The organism is Alteromonas mediterranea DE (assembly GCF_000020585.3).
In the GTDB taxonomy this organism is placed as follows: domain Bacteria; phylum Pseudomonadota; class Gammaproteobacteria; order Enterobacterales; family Alteromonadaceae; genus Alteromonas; species Alteromonas mediterranea.
Genome location: NC_011138.3, coordinates 3,222,642 through 3,240,563, shown reverse-complemented (window position 1 = coordinate 3,240,563; position 17,922 = coordinate 3,222,642). Strand labels below are relative to the sequence as shown.

The following is a 17,922-nucleotide window of genomic DNA, read 5'->3' as shown; positions in this document are numbered from 1 at the left end:
TTGTTAAGCAACAATAAGCTTTATCTGACTTATGTAGGGTTTTCTCATTTATGATTAGTGCGCAAGAGTTTATAGCTCGTCAAGACCGACTATTGGCGCAGTGTAAGCCAAATAGTGTGTGTATCGTGCCAGCTGCTGGGTTGGTAACGCGAAGTCGCGATACCGAGTACACTTTCAGACAAGATAGCGATTTCTGGTACTTAACCGGGTTTGAAGAGCCGAACGCATGGTTAATATTGTCAAATCACCCCCGCTATGGAGAAAGCTATCGTGCCATGGTGGTTCAAGAGAAAGACAGAAGCGCAGAAATTTGGCATGGTAAGCGCCTTGGTGCAGAGGCTGCATTAGCGCGTTTTAGTCTCGATGAAGCGTTTGAGCTGCACGAGCTTGAAGAGGCGCTACTTGCCTCAATTCAAGGGCAAGATAATGTATATTTCTCATTAGGCAACAACAAAGCGCACGATACACTATTCACTGAAGCGCTCACCACCTTGCGCGATGCGCCAAAAGAATCGCTTGCCCCTGGCGCTGTTTATGATTTATGTCCCATCTTGCACGAAATGCGTTTGTTTAAGTCAGCGTGTGAAGTGGCGATGATGAAAGCCGCAGGCGAAATAAGTGCAAGGGCGCATAAAAGAGCGATGCAGTTCGCTTCTCCTGGCTGTTTTGAGTATCAGCTAGAGGCGGAAATTCACCACGAATTTGCTATGGCCGGTGCACGTTCCCCTGCCTACAGTACAATTGTTGGCAGTGGTGATAACGCGTGTATTTTGCACTACACCCAAAATAACGGCCAGATAAATGATGGCGATTTGATCTTGATCGATGCTGGTGCTGAATATCAAGGTTACGCTGCCGATATTACCCGAACCTTTCCTGCAAATGGTAAATTTACCCATGCGCAAAGGGAAATTTATAGCTTAGTACTTAAAGCGCAAAAGAGTGTTTTAGATATGCTTGCGCCGGGCGTTACCTTGTCGCAAGCAATGTTACACAGCGCCGAAATTATTACTCAAGGTTTAGTTGACCTCGCCGTATTAGAGGGTAGTGTTGCTGAAAATCTAGAGAACGAGAGTTGGCGCCACTTTTACATGCACGGGCTAGGGCATTTCCTGGGGTTAGATGTTCACGACGTTGGTAATTATAAAGTTGAGGGCGAAGACCGCCCGTTAAAGCCAGGCATGGTGATTACCATCGAGCCAGGTGTTTATATTAGTCAAGACAGCGACGCGCCAGACAAGTACAAAGGTATTGGCGTGCGAATAGAAGACGACGTGGTTATCACCGCGACCGGTGTTGAAATTTTAACGTCGGATGTGCCTAAAGAGATTGATGAAATTGAAGCGCTTATGGCCAAAAGCTAAGCGCCCTTGAACTTGTATAACAGCAGGCAAGTAATAAAGGTCCCATTGAATCAGCTTAGTGTATACGACGGTACATAGAAACGCTGAGGTGGGAAAAGAATAGTGCCGCGTTACGAAAACCGTTCATAAAACGAAATTAAGAGCAAGAGAACTGGGCGACAGGAAGGCAAATAGAGTGAAATCAGCAGAACCGGTTGATGTAGTAATTATAGGCGGGGGTATTGTAGGTACCGTACTGGCCAAAGGGCTTGCCGAGAAAGTGGGGCTGTCTGTAACGCTTATTGATGCGGCTGACCCACAGCAAAACAACGCCGCGACAGATGACTTTAATCCATTTACCGATACCCGCGTTATTGCCCTAGCGCGACGCACGGTGAACGAGCTCTCTGATATTGGGCTAAACCTTGACGATTTGGCCAAACAGCACAACGGTGAGTTACCCCCAGAAATAAAACATATTGAGGTAAGTGATAAAGGGCATGTCGGCCTTTTGAACCTAAATAGCCGTGATTACCACATCAACGCTTTCGGACAGGTGGTAAGTTTAAGTGCATTAACCCGACTCGCGGCGAATGCAAGTTCTGCTTATCAACATATCGCACCTGCAAAGGTAACCCGCGTGAATCAGCAAAGTAATAGCGTAGAGGTGCTACTTGATAACGGCGAAACGTTAAGCACAAAATTATTGGTCATTGCTGATGGTGGGCGCTCAGGGCTGGCCGAGCAGGTGGGAATGACTAAAACGTCGTGCGATTACCATCAAACTGCCATTGTGTTTAACGTGCACACGCAGCTTCCGCATGAAAACAAAGCTTATGAGCGTTTCACCGAGTCAGGGCCCCTTGCGTTTCTTCCCTTCGATAGTGAAATTAATGGCGTTAAAGCCAGTGGGAATGGTTTTTCAGTAGTGTGGACAGTGGAAACCGATGCGGCAAAATTGTTGATGACTCTGACCCCCGATGAATTCACACAAGCGCTGCAACAGGCTTTTGGTTTTCGACAAGGTAAAGTGCTACGAGTTAGTGAGTTGGCGAGCTATCCCTTGGCTCTGACTAAAGCGCAGAGTGTTGCTACCCATCGCGCGGTAGTAGTAGGGAATGCCGCGCAAGCTCTTCACCCTATTGCCGGGCAAGGGTTTAATTTAGGATTACGTGATTTAAGTGCGCTTATATCGGTATTGAGTTCGGCGGCACTAGAGCACACAAAACCAACTGCTAAAAAACAAGGTTGTGCGAATGAGACACTGCTGGAAAACGTTGCTGATAACTTTGACCCGGGCGCTTTTAGTATAACTCAACATTACGCCAACGCACGCAAGACAGACAGAGAGAATACGGTCACCCTTACCGATACCCTAGTGAGAACCTATTCGAATCAATACTTTCCCACCGTAATTGGCAGAAATTTATCGCTACTCGCGTTAAGCATAATGCCACAGGCGAAAAAAGCGTTTGTGAAACATACCACGGGCTACGGCGTAACACTCGATAAAGACAGAGATAACCATGCAGCATGTTGATATAGCAATAGTGGGCGGTGGCATTGTAGGGCTAACCCTTGCAGCGGCGCTAAAAGACAGTGAACTAAATATAGCGATTATTGATAAATCGCCCTGTTATCAGGTGCTTGCAGATAGGCCAACGGCGCGTGTTAGCGCAATCAATCAGGCTAATATTAAAGCGTTGCAACAGTTCGATGTGTGGCCCCATTTACAACAAGACCGCGCTAATTCCTACACCGCAATGCATGTGTGGGACAAAGACAGTTTTGGTGATATTCATTTTTCGTGTGATGAGATGGGTAGCGATACCCTTGGGGTTATTGTGGAAAATCAGGCGTTAGTTAACGCACTAGCCCAAGCTGTTGAAGCGCAATCGAATGTTCAGTTAGTCACTGCCGGTATTGATAGAGTACTTGCAGGCCCTAATCAAACCATGCTGATGCTAGATAACGACGACGTGCTAAGCTGCAGATTATTAGTAGGCGCTGATGGGGCTAATTCGTTTGTAAGAAAGCAGGCTGGCCTGCCAATTACCTTCAAAGATTATGAGCATACTGCAATAGTAGCTAATGTCAAAACCGATGAACCACACAACAATGTGGCGCGCCAAGCGTTTACGCCCACAGGCCCGCTAGCGCTACTTCCAATGGCAGAACCAAACGTCTGTTCAATTGTTTGGTCGCAAACCCCAGAGCAAGCAAGCTCATTAATGGCACTGGATGATGACGCTTTTTGCCATGCTTTGACCGCCGCGAGTAATAGCGTTTTAGGCACTATTTCGCTTAAAACCGAGCGCGCTGCGTTTCCATTAACCATGCGCTATGCAAGGCAGTGGGCAAAAGATGGGGTAGTGCTGGTGGGCGATGCCGCGCATACTATTCATCCGCTGGCCGGGCAGGGGGCAAATCTAGGTATGCAAGATGCGCTAGCGCTGGCTGAGTCACTAAGTAGCCTAAGCGCTGCCGGTAAAGACATAGGTTTGTACAAGCACTTACGCAGCTATGAGCGAAGCCGTAAAACGGAAGCCACGAAAATGATAGCGGCAATGGATGGCTTCAAATTCTTATTCGACGGCAACGACCCGTTGAAGAAATTAGTACGCGGCATAGGCCTTTCAGCCACAGACAAACTCACAACCATTAAAAACGCCTTCGTCAGCCACGCCATGGGCCTTTAAACCCAAAAATTATGGGGTCAAAGTCTGAGGGAACCTCATTTTGACTCCATTTTGTGCTTACCCACTATGCTCAAGGTGATGTATGGCCTTATTGGAAGCGCGAAAGTGACTTCAAAGCAAAGCGTCTACAGGCGTTATCTGGAAGCGAAGCCACTACCAAATAAAAAACGCGTGAACGGCACGTAGTAAATTGATTTTAAAGGTAAAGCGACGCTAATGAGTTGGATCTTATTTACATTGGGCGCGGTAATCATGCAAACCGTGCGTAATGCGCTGCAAAGCAAACTAAGTGGTTCAGTTAGTACCTCTGGTGTTACGCTATCTCGCTTTATCTTGGCTCCGCCCATAGCCCTTGTTTATTTGCTTATGCTCTATAGCAGTAGTGCCAGCCAGCTGCCGCAATTTACGGGCCCATTTATCACAGTGATCTTGTGTGCTTCACTGCTTCAAATAGCGGCCACTTCTTTAATGGTGATTTTGTTTAAGCAAAAGAACTTCGCTACTGGAGCAGGCTTGGCAAAAAGTGAAGCCTTAGTGGCGGGGGTGGTAGGCATGCTCTTTTTTGGCAGTTACTTAACGCCGCTTGGTTGGGTAGGCATAGTCATAGGCGGAATAGCAGTGTTTGTGTTAAGCAGTGGTAACCGAATTCATGGTATTAGCGCGAAAACCATGGTGCTTGGCCTTGCCTGTGGTACTTGCTTTGCTCTAACCTCATTGCTAGTGCGCGAAGCCAGCCACATGCTTGATATACAATACACCCTTGCAGCAGCTTGGGTTCTATTATGGGTGTTATGCGTTCAGGCGATAGCTTTAAGTGGATATATTTTATTAACCAAACCCTTCGTGTTTAAGCAACTAGTGAACGCTAAAAAGCAGGTGCTAGCGATAAGTACAGTAAGCTGTTTAGGCTCAATCTGCTGGTTTACTGCTATGGCACTGCAGCATGTAGCTCTTGTTAAAACGCTTGGTCAGTTAGAGGTTTTGTTAACCCTTTTGCTTTCGCATTACTGGCTAAAGAATGCAGTAACAAAACGCGAAATAGTTGGCTTGCTTCTCATTGGTCTAGCCGCCGTTTTCGTTATGTGGGCGTAAAGTAAAGGCAAGCTTTACTGGCTAAACTATAAGCAATTCAATGTTATTCGCATAAAACAAAGGGGTTAGACAACCTCAATTAAAACGACAGGAAGGGACATGAATAAGCGACATTTCTTGAAATTAGCTGGGGCTAGCATTGCGCTTGCACCTATGGCGTCGATGGCTGCATTAGATAAAACCAACACAGCGGGCCTAAACGATATCAATGTATTAACGGATATCACCGCAAGCGCAAAGCCGATTACCGTGGAAGAGCGTAGAGCGCGTATTGAAAAAGCGCAGTCGCTAATGAAAGCCCAGGATATCGCAGCAATATTAATAGAGCCGGGTGCGGCAATGGAATATTTTTCTGGGATTAAATGGTGGCGCAGCGAGCGTTTAACCGCGTTAATTATCCCTCAAAAAGGCGACGTGGCAGTGATTACGCCGTTTTTCGAAAAGCCAAGCGTGCTCGAGTCGTTGGCTATAGGCGATGATGTAAGAGTGTGGCAGGAGCACGAAAGCCCGTTTGATGCTGCAGCCAGTATTTTAAAATCGCGCGGTATCACAAGCGGTAATATCGGTTTTGAGAACAGCGTGCGTTACTTTGTGGTAACAGGAGTTAGCCGTGCGCTGCCAAATATGAAGATCGTTCCTGCCGAGCCCGTTACGCTTGGCTGTCGTATGTACAAAACTGCTAGCGAATTGGCACTTATGCATAAGGCCAATGAGGTTACTTTGCGGGCCTACGAGTTTGTTTTTAATAACTTAAAGCTTGGCATGGCACAGCAGGACGTCAAAAGTTTGATGAACACCGCGCAGCAGCGCTTAGGCGGAAGCGGCGCTTGGTGTTTGGCGCTCTTTAACGATGCAAGTGCTTACCCTCATGGCACGAGTGCAGCGCAAACTATCAAAGAAGGTTCTGTAATTTTGCTAGATAGCGGTTGCAGTGTGCACGGGTACCAAAGCGACATAAGCCGTACTTTGGTATTTGGCAAAGCGTCTCAGAAAGTTCAGGATGTATGGCACACAGTAAGAGAAGGTCAGAACGTGGCATTCGCCGCAGCTAAAATTGGTGAGCCCGCGGGCAAAGTGGATGATGCAGTGCGCCAATACTATGCCAGCAAAGGGTACAGTAAGGACTATGAATTGCCCGGGTTAAGCCACAGAACGGGTCATGGGATCGGTATGGAAGGGCATGAAAGCGTTAACTTTGTACGCGGTGAAAATACGCCACTTAAAAAAGGTATGTGCTTCTCTAACGAGCCAGGTATCTATATTCCCGGTGAATTTGGTGTGCGCTTGGAAGACTGTTTGTACATGACAGAAACGGGCCCTGCTTACTTCACTGAGCCACCAGAGAGTTTGGCGAAACCGCTGGGTAGGCTAAAATCTCTACCTGTTCAGGTAAGTGTTTTGCCCTAAAAATACACAAAACTAAAAATAAGTTTTATGTTTAAAAAGTCCGTACTCTTTGTTGTGCCACCTCGATGTAGAACCACTATACCTACGGTAACACGCCGCGATTACGAATATTTTAACTCTCGCTGAGTGGGTAATTAACTATGCGGACTGGTATTAATAAACCTGTCTCTCAAAATTTCTATTAGCTGTTACACTTAACATTATTACCTAAGTGAATGATGGATAAACCATGCCTGAAAGAAAATTTAGATTAGTAACCAGAAGTGATTTTGACGGATTAGTATGTGCGGTCTTACTAAAAGACTTAGACATGATAGATGATATTTTGTTTGTACACCCTAAAGACATGCAGGACGGCAAAATAGACATCACCGAGAATGACATTACAACCAACCTGCCTTATGTAGCTGGCTGTCATTTAGCCTTTGATCATCACCTTAGCGAAACGGTAAGAAACGCGAGCGGTATCGAGAATCATATTATCGACCCAGAAGCACCGTCGGCGGCGCGAGTGGTTTATGACTATTATGGTGGGGCCGAGAAATTTCCCAATATCTCGGTAGATATGATGGACGCGGTAGATAAAGGCGACTCTGCGCAGTTTAGCGAAGAGGAGATCCTAGAGCCTACCGACTGGGTGCTTATGAACTTCATCATGGATGCCCGCACGGGTCTTGGCCGTTTCAGAGATTTCAAAATCTCTAACTATCAGCTAATGATGAAGCTTATTGATGCCTGTAAAGACCACAGTATTGAAGAAATACTGCAAATGGAAGATGTGGCTGAGCGCGTGAGCCTATATCACGAGCATAACGAATTGGCGAAGGCGCAAATAGCAAAATGCGCAACCGTACATAATAACCTTGTGGTGTTAGATTTAACCGAAGAAGAGACCATTTACGCCACGAACCGTTTTGTTATTTATGCCATGTACCCAGACTGCAATATCTCTATTCACAAAATGTGGGGCCTTAAAAAGCAAAACGTGGTATTTGCTATTGGTAAATCCATTACTAACCGTAGCTCTAAAACCAATGTAGGTGAGTTGTGCTTGAAGTATGGCGGTGGCGGTCATATGAACGCCGGCACGTGCCAGGTTGAAACCAGTAAAGCAGAAGCTGTGCTTAGCGAGCTTATCGACACCATTACCAACGATGGGTAATGAATAGTCATTTAGTAAAGGGCAAGACAGTACCCTTGTCTTGCCCCTTTTGTAACACTCGTGCTTTATTTTCGCTGCTAGCGGTAAATACTTATCAAACAAGCTCCTAAACTGCCTACTAAAATGGCGTATATCGCCAGAATACCCGCCGCTTTTTTTAATATAACGCCATCTTGACCTTTAAGCCCTAAAATTGCGGTTACCGCCACAATGTTGTTGATACATACCATATTTCCCATTGCAGCCCCTACACTTTGAAGGGCGAGCACGACCGGTAAAGGTAAAGACAATTGTTCAGCGATAGCGTGCTGAATTCCTGCAAAGGTAAGGTTCGAAATGGTGGCCGAACCGGAAAAAAAGCTACCAAGCGCACCAAGTAGCGGTGCGAAAAGGGGCCAATTATTACCCGCTAGGAATGCCATGTGTTTGCCAATCACTGACACGGCCGACTGTTCGCCGCCCAGCATCATTAAATTTACAAATACAAGCGCGCCCAATAGCGCAAATAGTGGTTTTGTCATACGCACTGCGGTTTGGGACGACACAGATGTTATTCTGGACACCCATTCCCGAGAGCCAAAACTATAAACACTGGCAAACGCCACGACAATAAAAGGTATTAACGAGGGAACGTAAAGCACGCTATGTTTCCATTGAATACTGGTGCCTAAAATACCTGTTATCGATATAACTAAGCTAGCGCTTACCGATAAATTGCCTAATATTCCCAGTGATGCCGTTATATTAGGGGCGCCATCTTGTAACAAGCTTCTAAGTCCAAGCTCTGGAAGTCGAGTAAGTAAAAGCATTATCACAGTGCCCCACAAGGGAAAAGATGCCTTGGCAAGTTCTCTGCCACTGGGTGAGGCAGTCTTTTTTTGTGTATCAACCTTTGTTTCAAACTCATTAGCTGCCGAGGAAAGCCCAAACCCTGATTTAGCCATCAAAACAGTAATGATAAGGCCAATGCCGCCGCCTAACAGCGAGGGGAATTCAACACTGTAAAAACTTAATGCGAAGAAAGGCAGGGTGCATGCGCATGTCGAAGAAACGATAAAAAGCGAATGCCTGAATATGATTTTCCAAGACGGTATAACTAATCGCAATGCCATAAACACAATCGCTGGTGCAACAAGCGTGCTGATTAATGCGGCAAGGGTGGCGATATCAATAATAGTGTCTTCTTGCAGTGATAACAGCGACATACCAAACCACACTGGCGTACCCATGGCACCGAAAATGACCGGAATGGTATTGGTCACTAAGCAGAATAGGGCAACGTTTACAGGCGCAAAACCTAAACTAAAAAGTATGGGCGCCGCTATCGCAGCAGGCGTGCCGAAACCGCTGGCACCTTCAATAAGAAATGCGAACGCCCAGCCTACAATCATCAATTGAGCAACCTTGTTCGAACTGATTGTATTTAAGCCATTTTTCAAGGTTGCCAGTGCGCCCGTTTTTTCCATACACAGAAACAAAAATATGGCGCCGGCTATAATTGATAACGGCGTTAACGCCAGCAAAACGCCTTGTACAACGCTAGCATGTATAAGCGTTAAAGATGAGTGACCGTTAAAAATCACAATTAAATAAGCAGCTAAGGCGCTTAAGGGCAAGGCTTTACTTGACGCCATACCGTTTGGCTTCACCATCAGGTAAATGAGCAAAAATAAGGGCGCATAAGCTGCGATAAGTAAGTTTGTGGCATTCATTTATTGTCTGGATTTTACTATTCTAAACGGGCGCGAGAACTCGAACTTAAGCCCAAAATGCGTGGTGCTTCAACTGAAGCTTACCAAAGCTCCAGAGCGTTTGTGAAAAAGCGTGACTGAGCGAAGCGCGCATGCATTTCAATGAACACGATAGGCTATTTGCTCATAGTTATAGCACTAATTTTTGGTCTTAGAATAAAGGTTTTGCAGGAAATAAGTGCGTGTTTGACCAAGAACAATATACGTAAAGATTATTATTTGATTGCGACTTGAGTGCTTGAATTTTGTTGGATATCCAAAGCCAAAACAAAGGGAGAATCTGGCGGTAAACAAATTACCCTCTCAACCGCACCTTAAAGAATTCCGCCAAGGTTTTGCTTATCACAGGGTGCTGGGTGTCTTGGTTAAACAGGCAAATATTCACTTTACCAAGCTTAGGCAAATGCGGGTGGTTTAACACCGCTAAGTTGGCAGGCAAGCTTGATTTCGCGAGCGCGGTGACGCCAAGACCTTGCTGAATAGCCGCTACCAGCCCGCCTAAATCAGCGTTGGTATAGCTAATCTTCCATGCAAAGGTTTGCTGCTTTAACTGCTCAATTACGCGGCTTCGATACATACAGCCATCTGGCGCTAACACTAACGGAATGTTATGTCCTACCAACGGATGAGCGTTGTCGCCAACCCATACAACGTCGTCTTCGAGCACGACTTCACCTTCGGTTTGCTCGTTGGGGTTTACCAGCGCCAGAATTAGGTCAAAGTGATCGCGCTGACTCGGGTGCAGGAGGTCGCGGCTTAATGCCGACGTGACTTCTAAAGACACATCAGGGTAGCGTTTTGAAAACTCACCAATTAAGCCCGGTAATAGGGTAGACGCGAATTCATTGGGAATGCCTAAACGCAACCGCCCGCTTAATGGAGCAGGGGTTAAGCTTCGAAAAATATTGTCGTTAAGCTCTAGTAGCTCTTTCGCTTTTGGGTAAAGCCAGTTGCCATCGGCACTAGGTATGTGGCGCTGACCGACTTTGGTGAATAACTTTCTGTCTAACTGCGACTCTAGCTTTTTAATTTGCAAGCTAATGGCAGGTTGAGAGCGACCCAAAAAGTCGCCCGCTTTTGCGTAGCCACCCAGTTCGATAACGCTTACGAAGGTACGTAATGTGTCTAAAGAAAGCTGTTTCATATTTATTAGCTTTGTTAATGCATGTGCTTGTAGTGATTATATTTGCAAATGTATTGGAGTGAAAGCCCAGGTTCTTTACTCGATTCATTTTGAACCTGCTCGGCTTTGTACATTTTACGCTTCGGGTGCCAAGCGCTTTGCTGTAACATCGCGCACTCTACCCATTAAAACGACTTACTATAATTGCGAGAACGTGTCATGAACTCTGAATTGTATTTTATCGGCATAGACGGCGGCGGCACCAATTGCAGAGTTACATTGCAAGATAAAAACGGGGCGCAGTTAGGAGAAGGCATTAGCGGCCCTGCCAATATCATGCGTGACGGAGAGCTTGCTAAAACATCCATAATGGATGGCGTAAACAAAGCTATTGCATCTGCCAATGCCTTTTTGGCTTCACAAAGCAGCGACGCCACAGTAAAACCCATCACAGCATCACAATGTATCGTTGGCGCCGGGCTTGCTGGCGCTAATATTACTTCTGCAAAAGCGCGTTTTGAAAGCTGGGAACATCCGTTTCATTCGCTGTTTGTGCTAAGTGATTTACACGCTGCCTGCGTAGGCGCGCACAACGGCAAGCCCGGTGCAGTAATTATTGTGGGTACGGGGTCGGCAGGAGTGGTATTTGCCGAGGGTAAATTCACCGATGTTGGGGGGCATGGCTTCCCTATCGGCGATGTTGCCAGTGGCGCTTGGCTGGGTTTAAAAGCCATTCAGCACACCTTATTATGTGTAGATAATATTCGAAGCCCTGATGTTCTAGCAAAGCAGGTGTGTGAAGCGCTTGGTACAACAAACGCAGATGACATTGTGGCAAAGTGCGCAGGCTTTAGCACACACCATTACGCCAGTTTAGTACCCTGCATGCTGCCACTTTTACAAGAAGCAAATGACGGGGTGGTTCGTATCTTTAAAGAGGGCGCTGAATATTTAGAAGCAATGGCCCAGCAGCTTTTAGGGGAGAATACCTATAATCTTGCCCTAATCGGTGGGCTAAGCAAAGTGTATGTACCGTACTTATCTGAAAAAATTCGCGCTCGCGTGCAAGCGTGTGAATTATTGCCTCAGCAAGGTGCTATTAAGTATGCTAAAGCCGTTTATAACGAACGCTAGTCTTGAAATAAATTAAGCACAACGCATAAGAGTTACAGACAGAGAATGTACGCAAGCTAGCGTTAACCCGCGCGTTAAACATAATGCTACAACCGCACCCAATTAGGAAAGTGAAAGCGCAATGATGAAGACTATTTTGGCCGAAAATATTTTGATAAAAGGTACATGGGAAAAAGACCAGGTACTTACCATCGAAAATGGCGTAATCGCTAACATTGAAACGCTTTCAGGGTCACAAACGCACCGCGAAGCGTTTTCTACGCGAGTGCACAACAAAATTATACCCGGGTTTGTAGACACCCAGGTAAACGGTGGCGGTGGCGTAATGTTTAATCACGCGCCCACATATCAAAGCATAAAAACAATGGCCCAAGCGCATCGCAAGTTTGGTACAACCACGTTCTTCCCCACACTTATTACCGATGATATTACAACCATTGAAAGCGCGGCCTATGCGGTAAGTGAAGCAATAGAAAGCGGTCATCCTAGTGTTGAAGGTATTCACTTCGAAGGGCCGCACTTAAGCGTTGAGAAAAAAGGTGTACATCTTTCAAAATATATTCGCCCGCTTACCGACAAAGAGCTTGCCACTTATACCCGCAAAGACCTCGGCAAGGTAATGATTACCTTAGCGCCAGAGAATACCTCGTGTGATGTTATTCGCGACTTAGTAAACCAAGGCGTTATTGTAGCGCTAGGTCACTCTAATGCACCGTTTGAAGTGGTGGAAAGGGCGATTGAGGCAGGCGCGACTGGATTTACTCATTTATACAACGCGATGTCGCCGTTCACCTCTCGCGAACCGGGGATGGTTGGCGCAGCGCTTCTAAGCAATAACACCTGCGGCATTATTGTCGATCATCAGCACTTACACCCTAAAGCGGTTGAGCTTGCCTTTAAAACCAAAGGGCCATCCCAATTAATGCTGGTTACCGATGCCATGGCCCATGTAGGGGCTGATAAAGACGTTATAGACTTTTTCGATACGCATATTACCCGTGTGGGTAACAAACTTACTACACCTGATGGCACGCTGGCAGGAAGCTGCTTAGACATGCACGGCGCGGTTATTAACTGTGTTAACTACATAGGGATTTCGCTAGAAGAAGCGAGCCTCATGGCAAGTGCAACGCCTTCTGCGTTTATGGGCATTAACGAAAAGGTAGGCAGCATTGCAGTAGGCCAACGGGCAAACTTTGTAGAACTGAGCGAAAACAACGCGCTTGCGCACGTTTGGCAAAATGGCGAGGTGTGCGTTTAGCACACTTGCTGTCGAACAACTTACAACAGGCTACTAGTAAGTATTTAAACATTCCTTACAACGCCCTCAACAATTACGCAGCAAACACTCAGCAACGTTTCAAAAAAGCTAGGTATTAAATTGTAACTCCCTGTTCTAAACACCATCTGATATTAAGTTTTTTCAGGTTCGATAGTCGCGGCTGCGATCTTCGTTAAGCTATCTCAATGCGTGGTAATCGCTTACATATTTGCTTTCCTCATGTTTTCCCAAGAATACATTTGCTTTTTAAATGTATTGATAAAAATTTCCAATTTGTTGCATAAACGTTAGCTCACTATACTCAATCTCGTTTTCTACCTTTCAAATTAAAAAGAGTAAGTGGAATGTCTAGTACCACCGCCCTACACACAAAGCACCTAGAAGCCGGTGCGAAAATGGTCGATTTCTTCGGCTGGGATATGCCAATTAACTATGGTTCACAAATTGAAGAACATCACGCTGTGCGTCAAGACGCCGGTATGTTTGATGTGTCTCATATGACCATTGTTGACGTAAAAGGCGCACAAGCGAAAGCGTATCTTCAGTACCTTTTAGCCAACGACGTGGCGAAATTAAAAGACAAAGGCAAAGCGCTATACAGCGGCATGCTTAACGAAGAAGGCGGTGTTGTAGACGACCTTATCGTTTATCACTTCGACGAAACTAACTATCGCCTAGTGGTTAACTCAGCGACACGCGAAAAAGACATGAACTGGTTGATGAGCAAAGCAGAAGGCTTTGACGTAACCATCACCGAGCGCCCTGAGTTTGCCATGATTGCCGTACAAGGCCCTAACGCAAAAGAAAAAGCAGCGACCTTGTTTAGCGCAGCGCAAAAAGAAGCGGTAGCGGGCATGAAGCCATTCTTTGGCGTACAAGCAGAAGACTTGTTCATCGCCACCACAGGTTACACCGGTGAAGCAGGCTACGAAATTATGGTGCCAGCTGAACAAGCGGAAAGCTTCTGGCAAGCACTACTAGACGCGGGCGTTAAGCCATGCGGCCTAGGAGCACGCGACACCCTTCGCCTAGAAGCAGGTATGAACCTGTACGGCCAAGATATGGATGAAACCGTATCGCCATTAGCCGCCAACATGGGCTGGACAATTACATGGGAACCGGCCGAACGTGACTTCGTAGGGCGTAAAGCACTAGAAGCGCAGCGCGAAGCAGGTACCGACAAGCTAGTAGGCTTGGTGATGACCGAAAAAGGCGTGCTGCGTCACGGTCTTAAAGTGAAAACAGAAAGCGGCGAAGGCGTTATCACTTCAGGTACGTTCTCTCCAACTTTAGGTCACTCAATTGCGATGGCACGAGTACCACGTGATGTTGGTGAAACAGTAGAAGTGGAAATGCGCAAAAAGTGGGTTACAGTAAAAGTGGTTAAGCCCTCCTTTGTTCGCAATGGAAAAAGTGTTTTATAAAATTACTTCTTAAGTTTACAAAGATTAACAGGAACGATTATGAGCAACATCCCAACTGATTTACGCTATGCCGCTACGCACGAATGGGTTCGCCCTGAAGGTGACGGTGTTTTCACTGTAGGTATTTCCGAGCACGCACAAGGCTTACTTGGCGACATGGTTTTCGTTGAATTGCCAGATGTTGGCGATGCGGTAAGCACTGGCGACGATATTTGTGTTGCTGAATCGGTAAAAGCGGCGTCTGACGTATACGCGCCAATTTCAGGTGAAGTGGTTGAAGTAAACGAAGACCTAGAAGATTCACCAGAACTAGTTAACTCAGACCCATACGGCGACGGTTGGCTATTCAAAATTAAAGCTGACGACGCGGCTGAAGTAGAAGGTCTACTAGACGCTGAAGGCTACGAAAACAGCATCGACGAAGAGTAATTCGTTACGCAGTTTTAAAAGAACCATAATTTGAAAAGGGGCATGAAGATAATTCAGCCCCTTTTTAACTTAAAGATTTAACGCGCCCTTGCGGCAACCATTACGAGTGCTTAACAACGTTATGTCGAATACTTCCCCTACATTGGCTCAACTAGAGCAAAAAGATACTTTTATCCGCCGTCACATTGGCCCGGGTAAAGGCGAAATTGAAGAAATGCTGTCTGCTATTGGTGCAAGCTCACTAGACGATTTAATTGAGCAAACTGTACCGGCAGGTATTGCGCTACCAGAGCCACTAAAATGTGGTGAAGGGGCGACAGAAGTTGAAGCATTAAGTGAACTTAAAGCCGTTGCGCAAAAGAACAAAATTAACCGTTCTTTCATTGGTATGGGTTACTACGATACCCACGTACCAAACGTTATTCTTCGCAACGTGCTAGAAAATCCAGGTTGGTACACAGCGTACACGCCTTACCAGCCAGAAATTGCGCAAGGTCGTTTGGAAGCCATTCTTAACTTCCAACAAGTGACCATTGACCTAACTGGCCTAGAGCTAGCATCTGCGTCATTACTTGATGAAGGTACAGCGGCAGCAGAAGCCATGGGCCTTGCTAAGCGCGTATCTAAGAACAAAAAAGCGAATGCGTTCTTCATTGCAAACGACGTTCACCCGCAAACGGTTGACGTGGTAGAAACTCGCGCTGAAATGTTCGGTTTTGAAATCATCAAAGGTGCGGCAGAAGAAGCAGCAGAACACGACGTATTCGGTGCGCTACTTCAATACCCAACCTCTACCGGTGAAGTGAAAGACATCAGCGACATCATTGCTGCAGTACAAGCGAAAAAAGGCATTGTGGCAGTAGCCGCTGACCTTATGAGCTTGGTAATGCTTAAGTCTCCTGGCGAGCTAGGTGCAGACGTTGCACTTGGTAGTGCACAGCGCTTTGGTGTACCTATGGGCTATGGTGGCCCACATGCGGCATTCTTTGCTACACGCGACAGCTACAAGCGTTCATTACCTGGCCGTATTATTGGTGTAAGTAAAGACTCCCGTGGTCGCCCAGCACTTCGTATGGCGCTACAAACTCGTGAACAACACATTCGCCGCGAAAAAGCGAACTCGAACATTTGTACAGCGCAGGTGCTGTTAGCCAACATGGCAAGCTTCTACGCGGTGTACCACGGCCCTCAAGGCCTTAAAACTATTGCCGAGCGCATTCACCGCTTCGCCGACATTCTTGCTACTGGTTTGAACCAGAAAGGTGTAGCTCTAAAGCACAGCACGTACTTCGACACGCTAACCGTAATGGTAGACAACAAAGAAGACGTACTAGCAAAAGCCTACGCAAAAGGCATGAACCTACGTGCTGACCTTGAAGGTGCGGTAGGTGTGTCGCTAGACGAAACCACCACACGTGAAGACATTGTTGCGCTATTCGACGTACTGCTTGGTGAAGATCACGGCCTAACTGTGGAAGGCCTAGACGCAGAAGTAACCACGCAAGACGTGAAATCTATTCCTGAAGGTTTAGTACGTACAAGTGACTTCCTAACGCACGAAGTGTTTAATAAGTATCACTCTGAAACAGAGATGCTTCGTTACATCAAGAGCCTTGAAAACAAAGACTTGGCGCTTAACCACTCAATGATTTCATTGGGTTCGTGCACCATGAAGCTAAACGCAACGGCTGAAATGATCCCAGTAACATGGGCTGAATTCGGTCAGCTTCACCCGTTTGCTCCACTAGACCAAGCAGTAGGCTATCAAGAAATGATTGCCGAGCTAGCCGAGTGGCTCATTAACGTAACGGGCTACGACGCGCTTTCTATGCAGCCTAACTCAGGTGCACAAGGTGAATACGCTGGCCTATTGGCTATTCAGCGTTACCACGAAAGCCGTGGCGAAGGTCACAGAAACGTGTGCCTAATTCCAAGCTCGGCCCACGGTACTAACCCAGCGTCTGCGCAAATGGTTAGCCTTAAAGTGGTAGTAGTAGCTTGTGACGCTAACGGTAACGTAGACCTTGACGACCTTCGCAAAAAAGCAGAAGAAGTAGGTGAAAACCTATCGTGCGCCATGATCACGTACCCGTCTACCCACGGTGTATATGAAGAAACCGTACGCGAGATTTGTGACATCGTTCACGAGCACGGCGGTCAGGTTTACATGGACGGCGCGAACATGAACGCGCAGGTGGGCATTACGTCACCTGGCTTCATTGGTTCAGACGTGTCGCACCTTAACCTGCACAAAACCTTCTGTATTCCACACGGTGGCGGTGGCCCAGGTATGGGACCAATTGGTGTTAAATCGCACCTTGCTCCATTCCTACCAAACCACACGGTTGTTAACGTAGAAACGGCAGGTAAAGACTGTGGTGCGGTATCGGCAGCGCCATGGGGCAGTGCATCTATTCTGCCTATTAGCTACATGTACATCAAGATGATGGGCAGCGCTGGCCTTCGCCGTGCAACCGAAGTAGCTATTCTTAACGCTAACTATGTGGCGAAGAAGCTAGAAGGGCACTTCCCAGTGCTTTACAAAGGCAACAATGGCCGCGTAGCGCACGAATGTATTATTGACCTTCGCCCGCTTAAAGAAGCAAGCGGTGTAACCGAGCTAGACATTGCGAAGCGCTTAAACGACTACGGTTTCCACGCGCCAACCATGAGCTTCCCAGTAGCGGGTACGCTTATGATTGAGCCCACCGAGTCGGAAGCGAAGTATGAACTAGACCGTTTCATTGACGCGATGGTTAGCATTCGCCAAGAAATTGAGAAAGTAGAAAGCGGCGAGTGGGATGCGACTGATAACCCGCTACACAACGCACCACACACGCTAGCTGACATCTGTGACAGCGACTGGAACCGCAGCTACGACCGCATGCTAGCGGCGTACCCAGCACCAGAAGTACACAGAAACAAGTTCTGGCCAACGGTTAACCGTATTGATGACGTTTACGGCGACCGCAACCTGATCTGTTCATGCCCTAGCATCGAGAGTTATGTTGAGGAGTAGGTTGGTGTAGCTCTAGTAGCTCAGCTGCTAACACTAATTTGAATTATAAGGCGAACT

General features: G+C 46.7%; 13 protein-coding genes. 11 read left to right on the top strand and 2 right to left on the bottom strand.

Annotated features, from left to right (window positions below; genetic code table 11):
- Positions 1–50 precede the first annotated feature (50 nt).
- The 6 genes from pepP (at position 51) to MADE_RS14285 (ending at position 7,703) form a co-directional block, all read left to right on the top strand.
- Positions 51–1,364, top strand: a complete 1,314-nt coding sequence (gene pepP, locus MADE_RS14310; RefSeq protein WP_012519324.1) for a Xaa-Pro aminopeptidase — start codon at positions 51–53, stop codon at positions 1,362–1,364.
- Positions 1,365–1,539: 175 nt separating this feature from the next.
- Positions 1,540–2,883 carry an FAD-dependent monooxygenase gene (locus tag MADE_RS14305; RefSeq protein WP_012519323.1) on the top strand — a complete coding sequence of 448 codons (1,344 nt, stop codon included), beginning with the start codon at positions 1,540–1,542 and terminating at the stop codon, positions 2,881–2,883.
- Positions 2,870–4,042 carry an FAD-dependent 2-octaprenylphenol hydroxylase gene (locus MADE_RS14300; protein ID WP_012519322.1) on the top strand — a complete coding sequence of 391 codons (1,173 nt, stop codon included), beginning with the start codon at positions 2,870–2,872 and terminating at the stop codon, positions 4,040–4,042. Before MADE_RS14305 ends, MADE_RS14300 begins: the two co-directional genes overlap by 14 nt.
- 216 nt (positions 4,043–4,258) lie before the next feature.
- Complete coding sequence (locus tag MADE_RS14295) at positions 4,259–5,134, top strand: EamA family transporter (RefSeq protein ID WP_012519320.1); 876 nt, start codon at positions 4,259–4,261, stop codon at positions 5,132–5,134.
- Positions 5,135–5,233: 99 nt separating this feature from the next.
- Positions 5,234–6,541 (top strand): M24 family metallopeptidase, encoded by a 1,308-nt coding sequence (locus tag MADE_RS14290; RefSeq protein ID WP_012519319.1) that lies wholly within the window; start codon positions 5,234–5,236, stop codon positions 6,539–6,541.
- Positions 6,542–6,770: 229 nt separating this feature from the next.
- A complete protein-coding gene (locus MADE_RS14285) occupies positions 6,771–7,703 on the top strand; it encodes a DHH family phosphoesterase (protein WP_012519318.1) in 933 nt (310 codons plus the stop codon).
- Between the two features lie 77 nt (positions 7,704–7,780).
- Here the strand turns inward: MADE_RS14285 and MADE_RS14280 are convergent, their stop codons facing one another.
- Both MADE_RS14280 and MADE_RS14275 read right to left on the bottom strand, forming a co-directional pair.
- Positions 7,781–9,415 (bottom strand): L-lactate permease, encoded by a 1,635-nt coding sequence (locus MADE_RS14280; protein WP_012519317.1) that lies wholly within the window; start codon positions 9,413–9,415, stop codon positions 7,781–7,783.
- Between the two features lie 334 nt (positions 9,416–9,749).
- Positions 9,750–10,598 carry a LysR family transcriptional regulator gene (locus MADE_RS14275; RefSeq protein WP_012519316.1) on the bottom strand — a complete coding sequence of 283 codons (849 nt, stop codon included), beginning with the start codon at positions 10,596–10,598 and terminating at the stop codon, positions 9,750–9,752.
- Between the two features lie 198 nt (positions 10,599–10,796).
- Here MADE_RS14275 and MADE_RS14270 point away from each other — a divergent pair, with 198 nt between their 5' ends.
- The 5 genes from MADE_RS14270 (at position 10,797) to gcvP (ending at position 17,865) form a co-directional block, all read left to right on the top strand.
- Complete coding sequence (locus tag MADE_RS14270) at positions 10,797–11,711, top strand: glucosamine kinase nucleotide-binding domain-containing protein (RefSeq protein WP_012519315.1); 915 nt, start codon at positions 10,797–10,799, stop codon at positions 11,709–11,711.
- 121 nt (positions 11,712–11,832) lie between these two features.
- The gene (nagA, locus tag MADE_RS14265) at positions 11,833–12,972 is read left to right on the top strand and encodes an N-acetylglucosamine-6-phosphate deacetylase (RefSeq protein WP_012519314.1); all 1,140 of its coding nucleotides are present in this window, start codon (positions 11,833–11,835) and stop codon (positions 12,970–12,972) included.
- Positions 12,973–13,337: 365 nt separating this feature from the next.
- Positions 13,338–14,417 carry a glycine cleavage system aminomethyltransferase GcvT gene (gene gcvT, locus MADE_RS14260; protein WP_012519313.1) on the top strand — a complete coding sequence of 360 codons (1,080 nt, stop codon included), beginning with the start codon at positions 13,338–13,340 and terminating at the stop codon, positions 14,415–14,417.
- Between the two features lie 39 nt (positions 14,418–14,456).
- Positions 14,457–14,846, top strand: a complete 390-nt coding sequence (gene gcvH / locus MADE_RS14255; RefSeq protein ID WP_012519312.1) for a glycine cleavage system protein GcvH — start codon at positions 14,457–14,459, stop codon at positions 14,844–14,846.
- A gap of 121 nt (positions 14,847–14,967) precedes the next feature.
- Positions 14,968–17,865 carry an aminomethyl-transferring glycine dehydrogenase gene (gcvP, locus tag MADE_RS14250; RefSeq protein ID WP_041912934.1) on the top strand — a complete coding sequence of 966 codons (2,898 nt, stop codon included), beginning with the start codon at positions 14,968–14,970 and terminating at the stop codon, positions 17,863–17,865.
- Positions 17,866–17,922 lie beyond the last annotated feature (57 nt).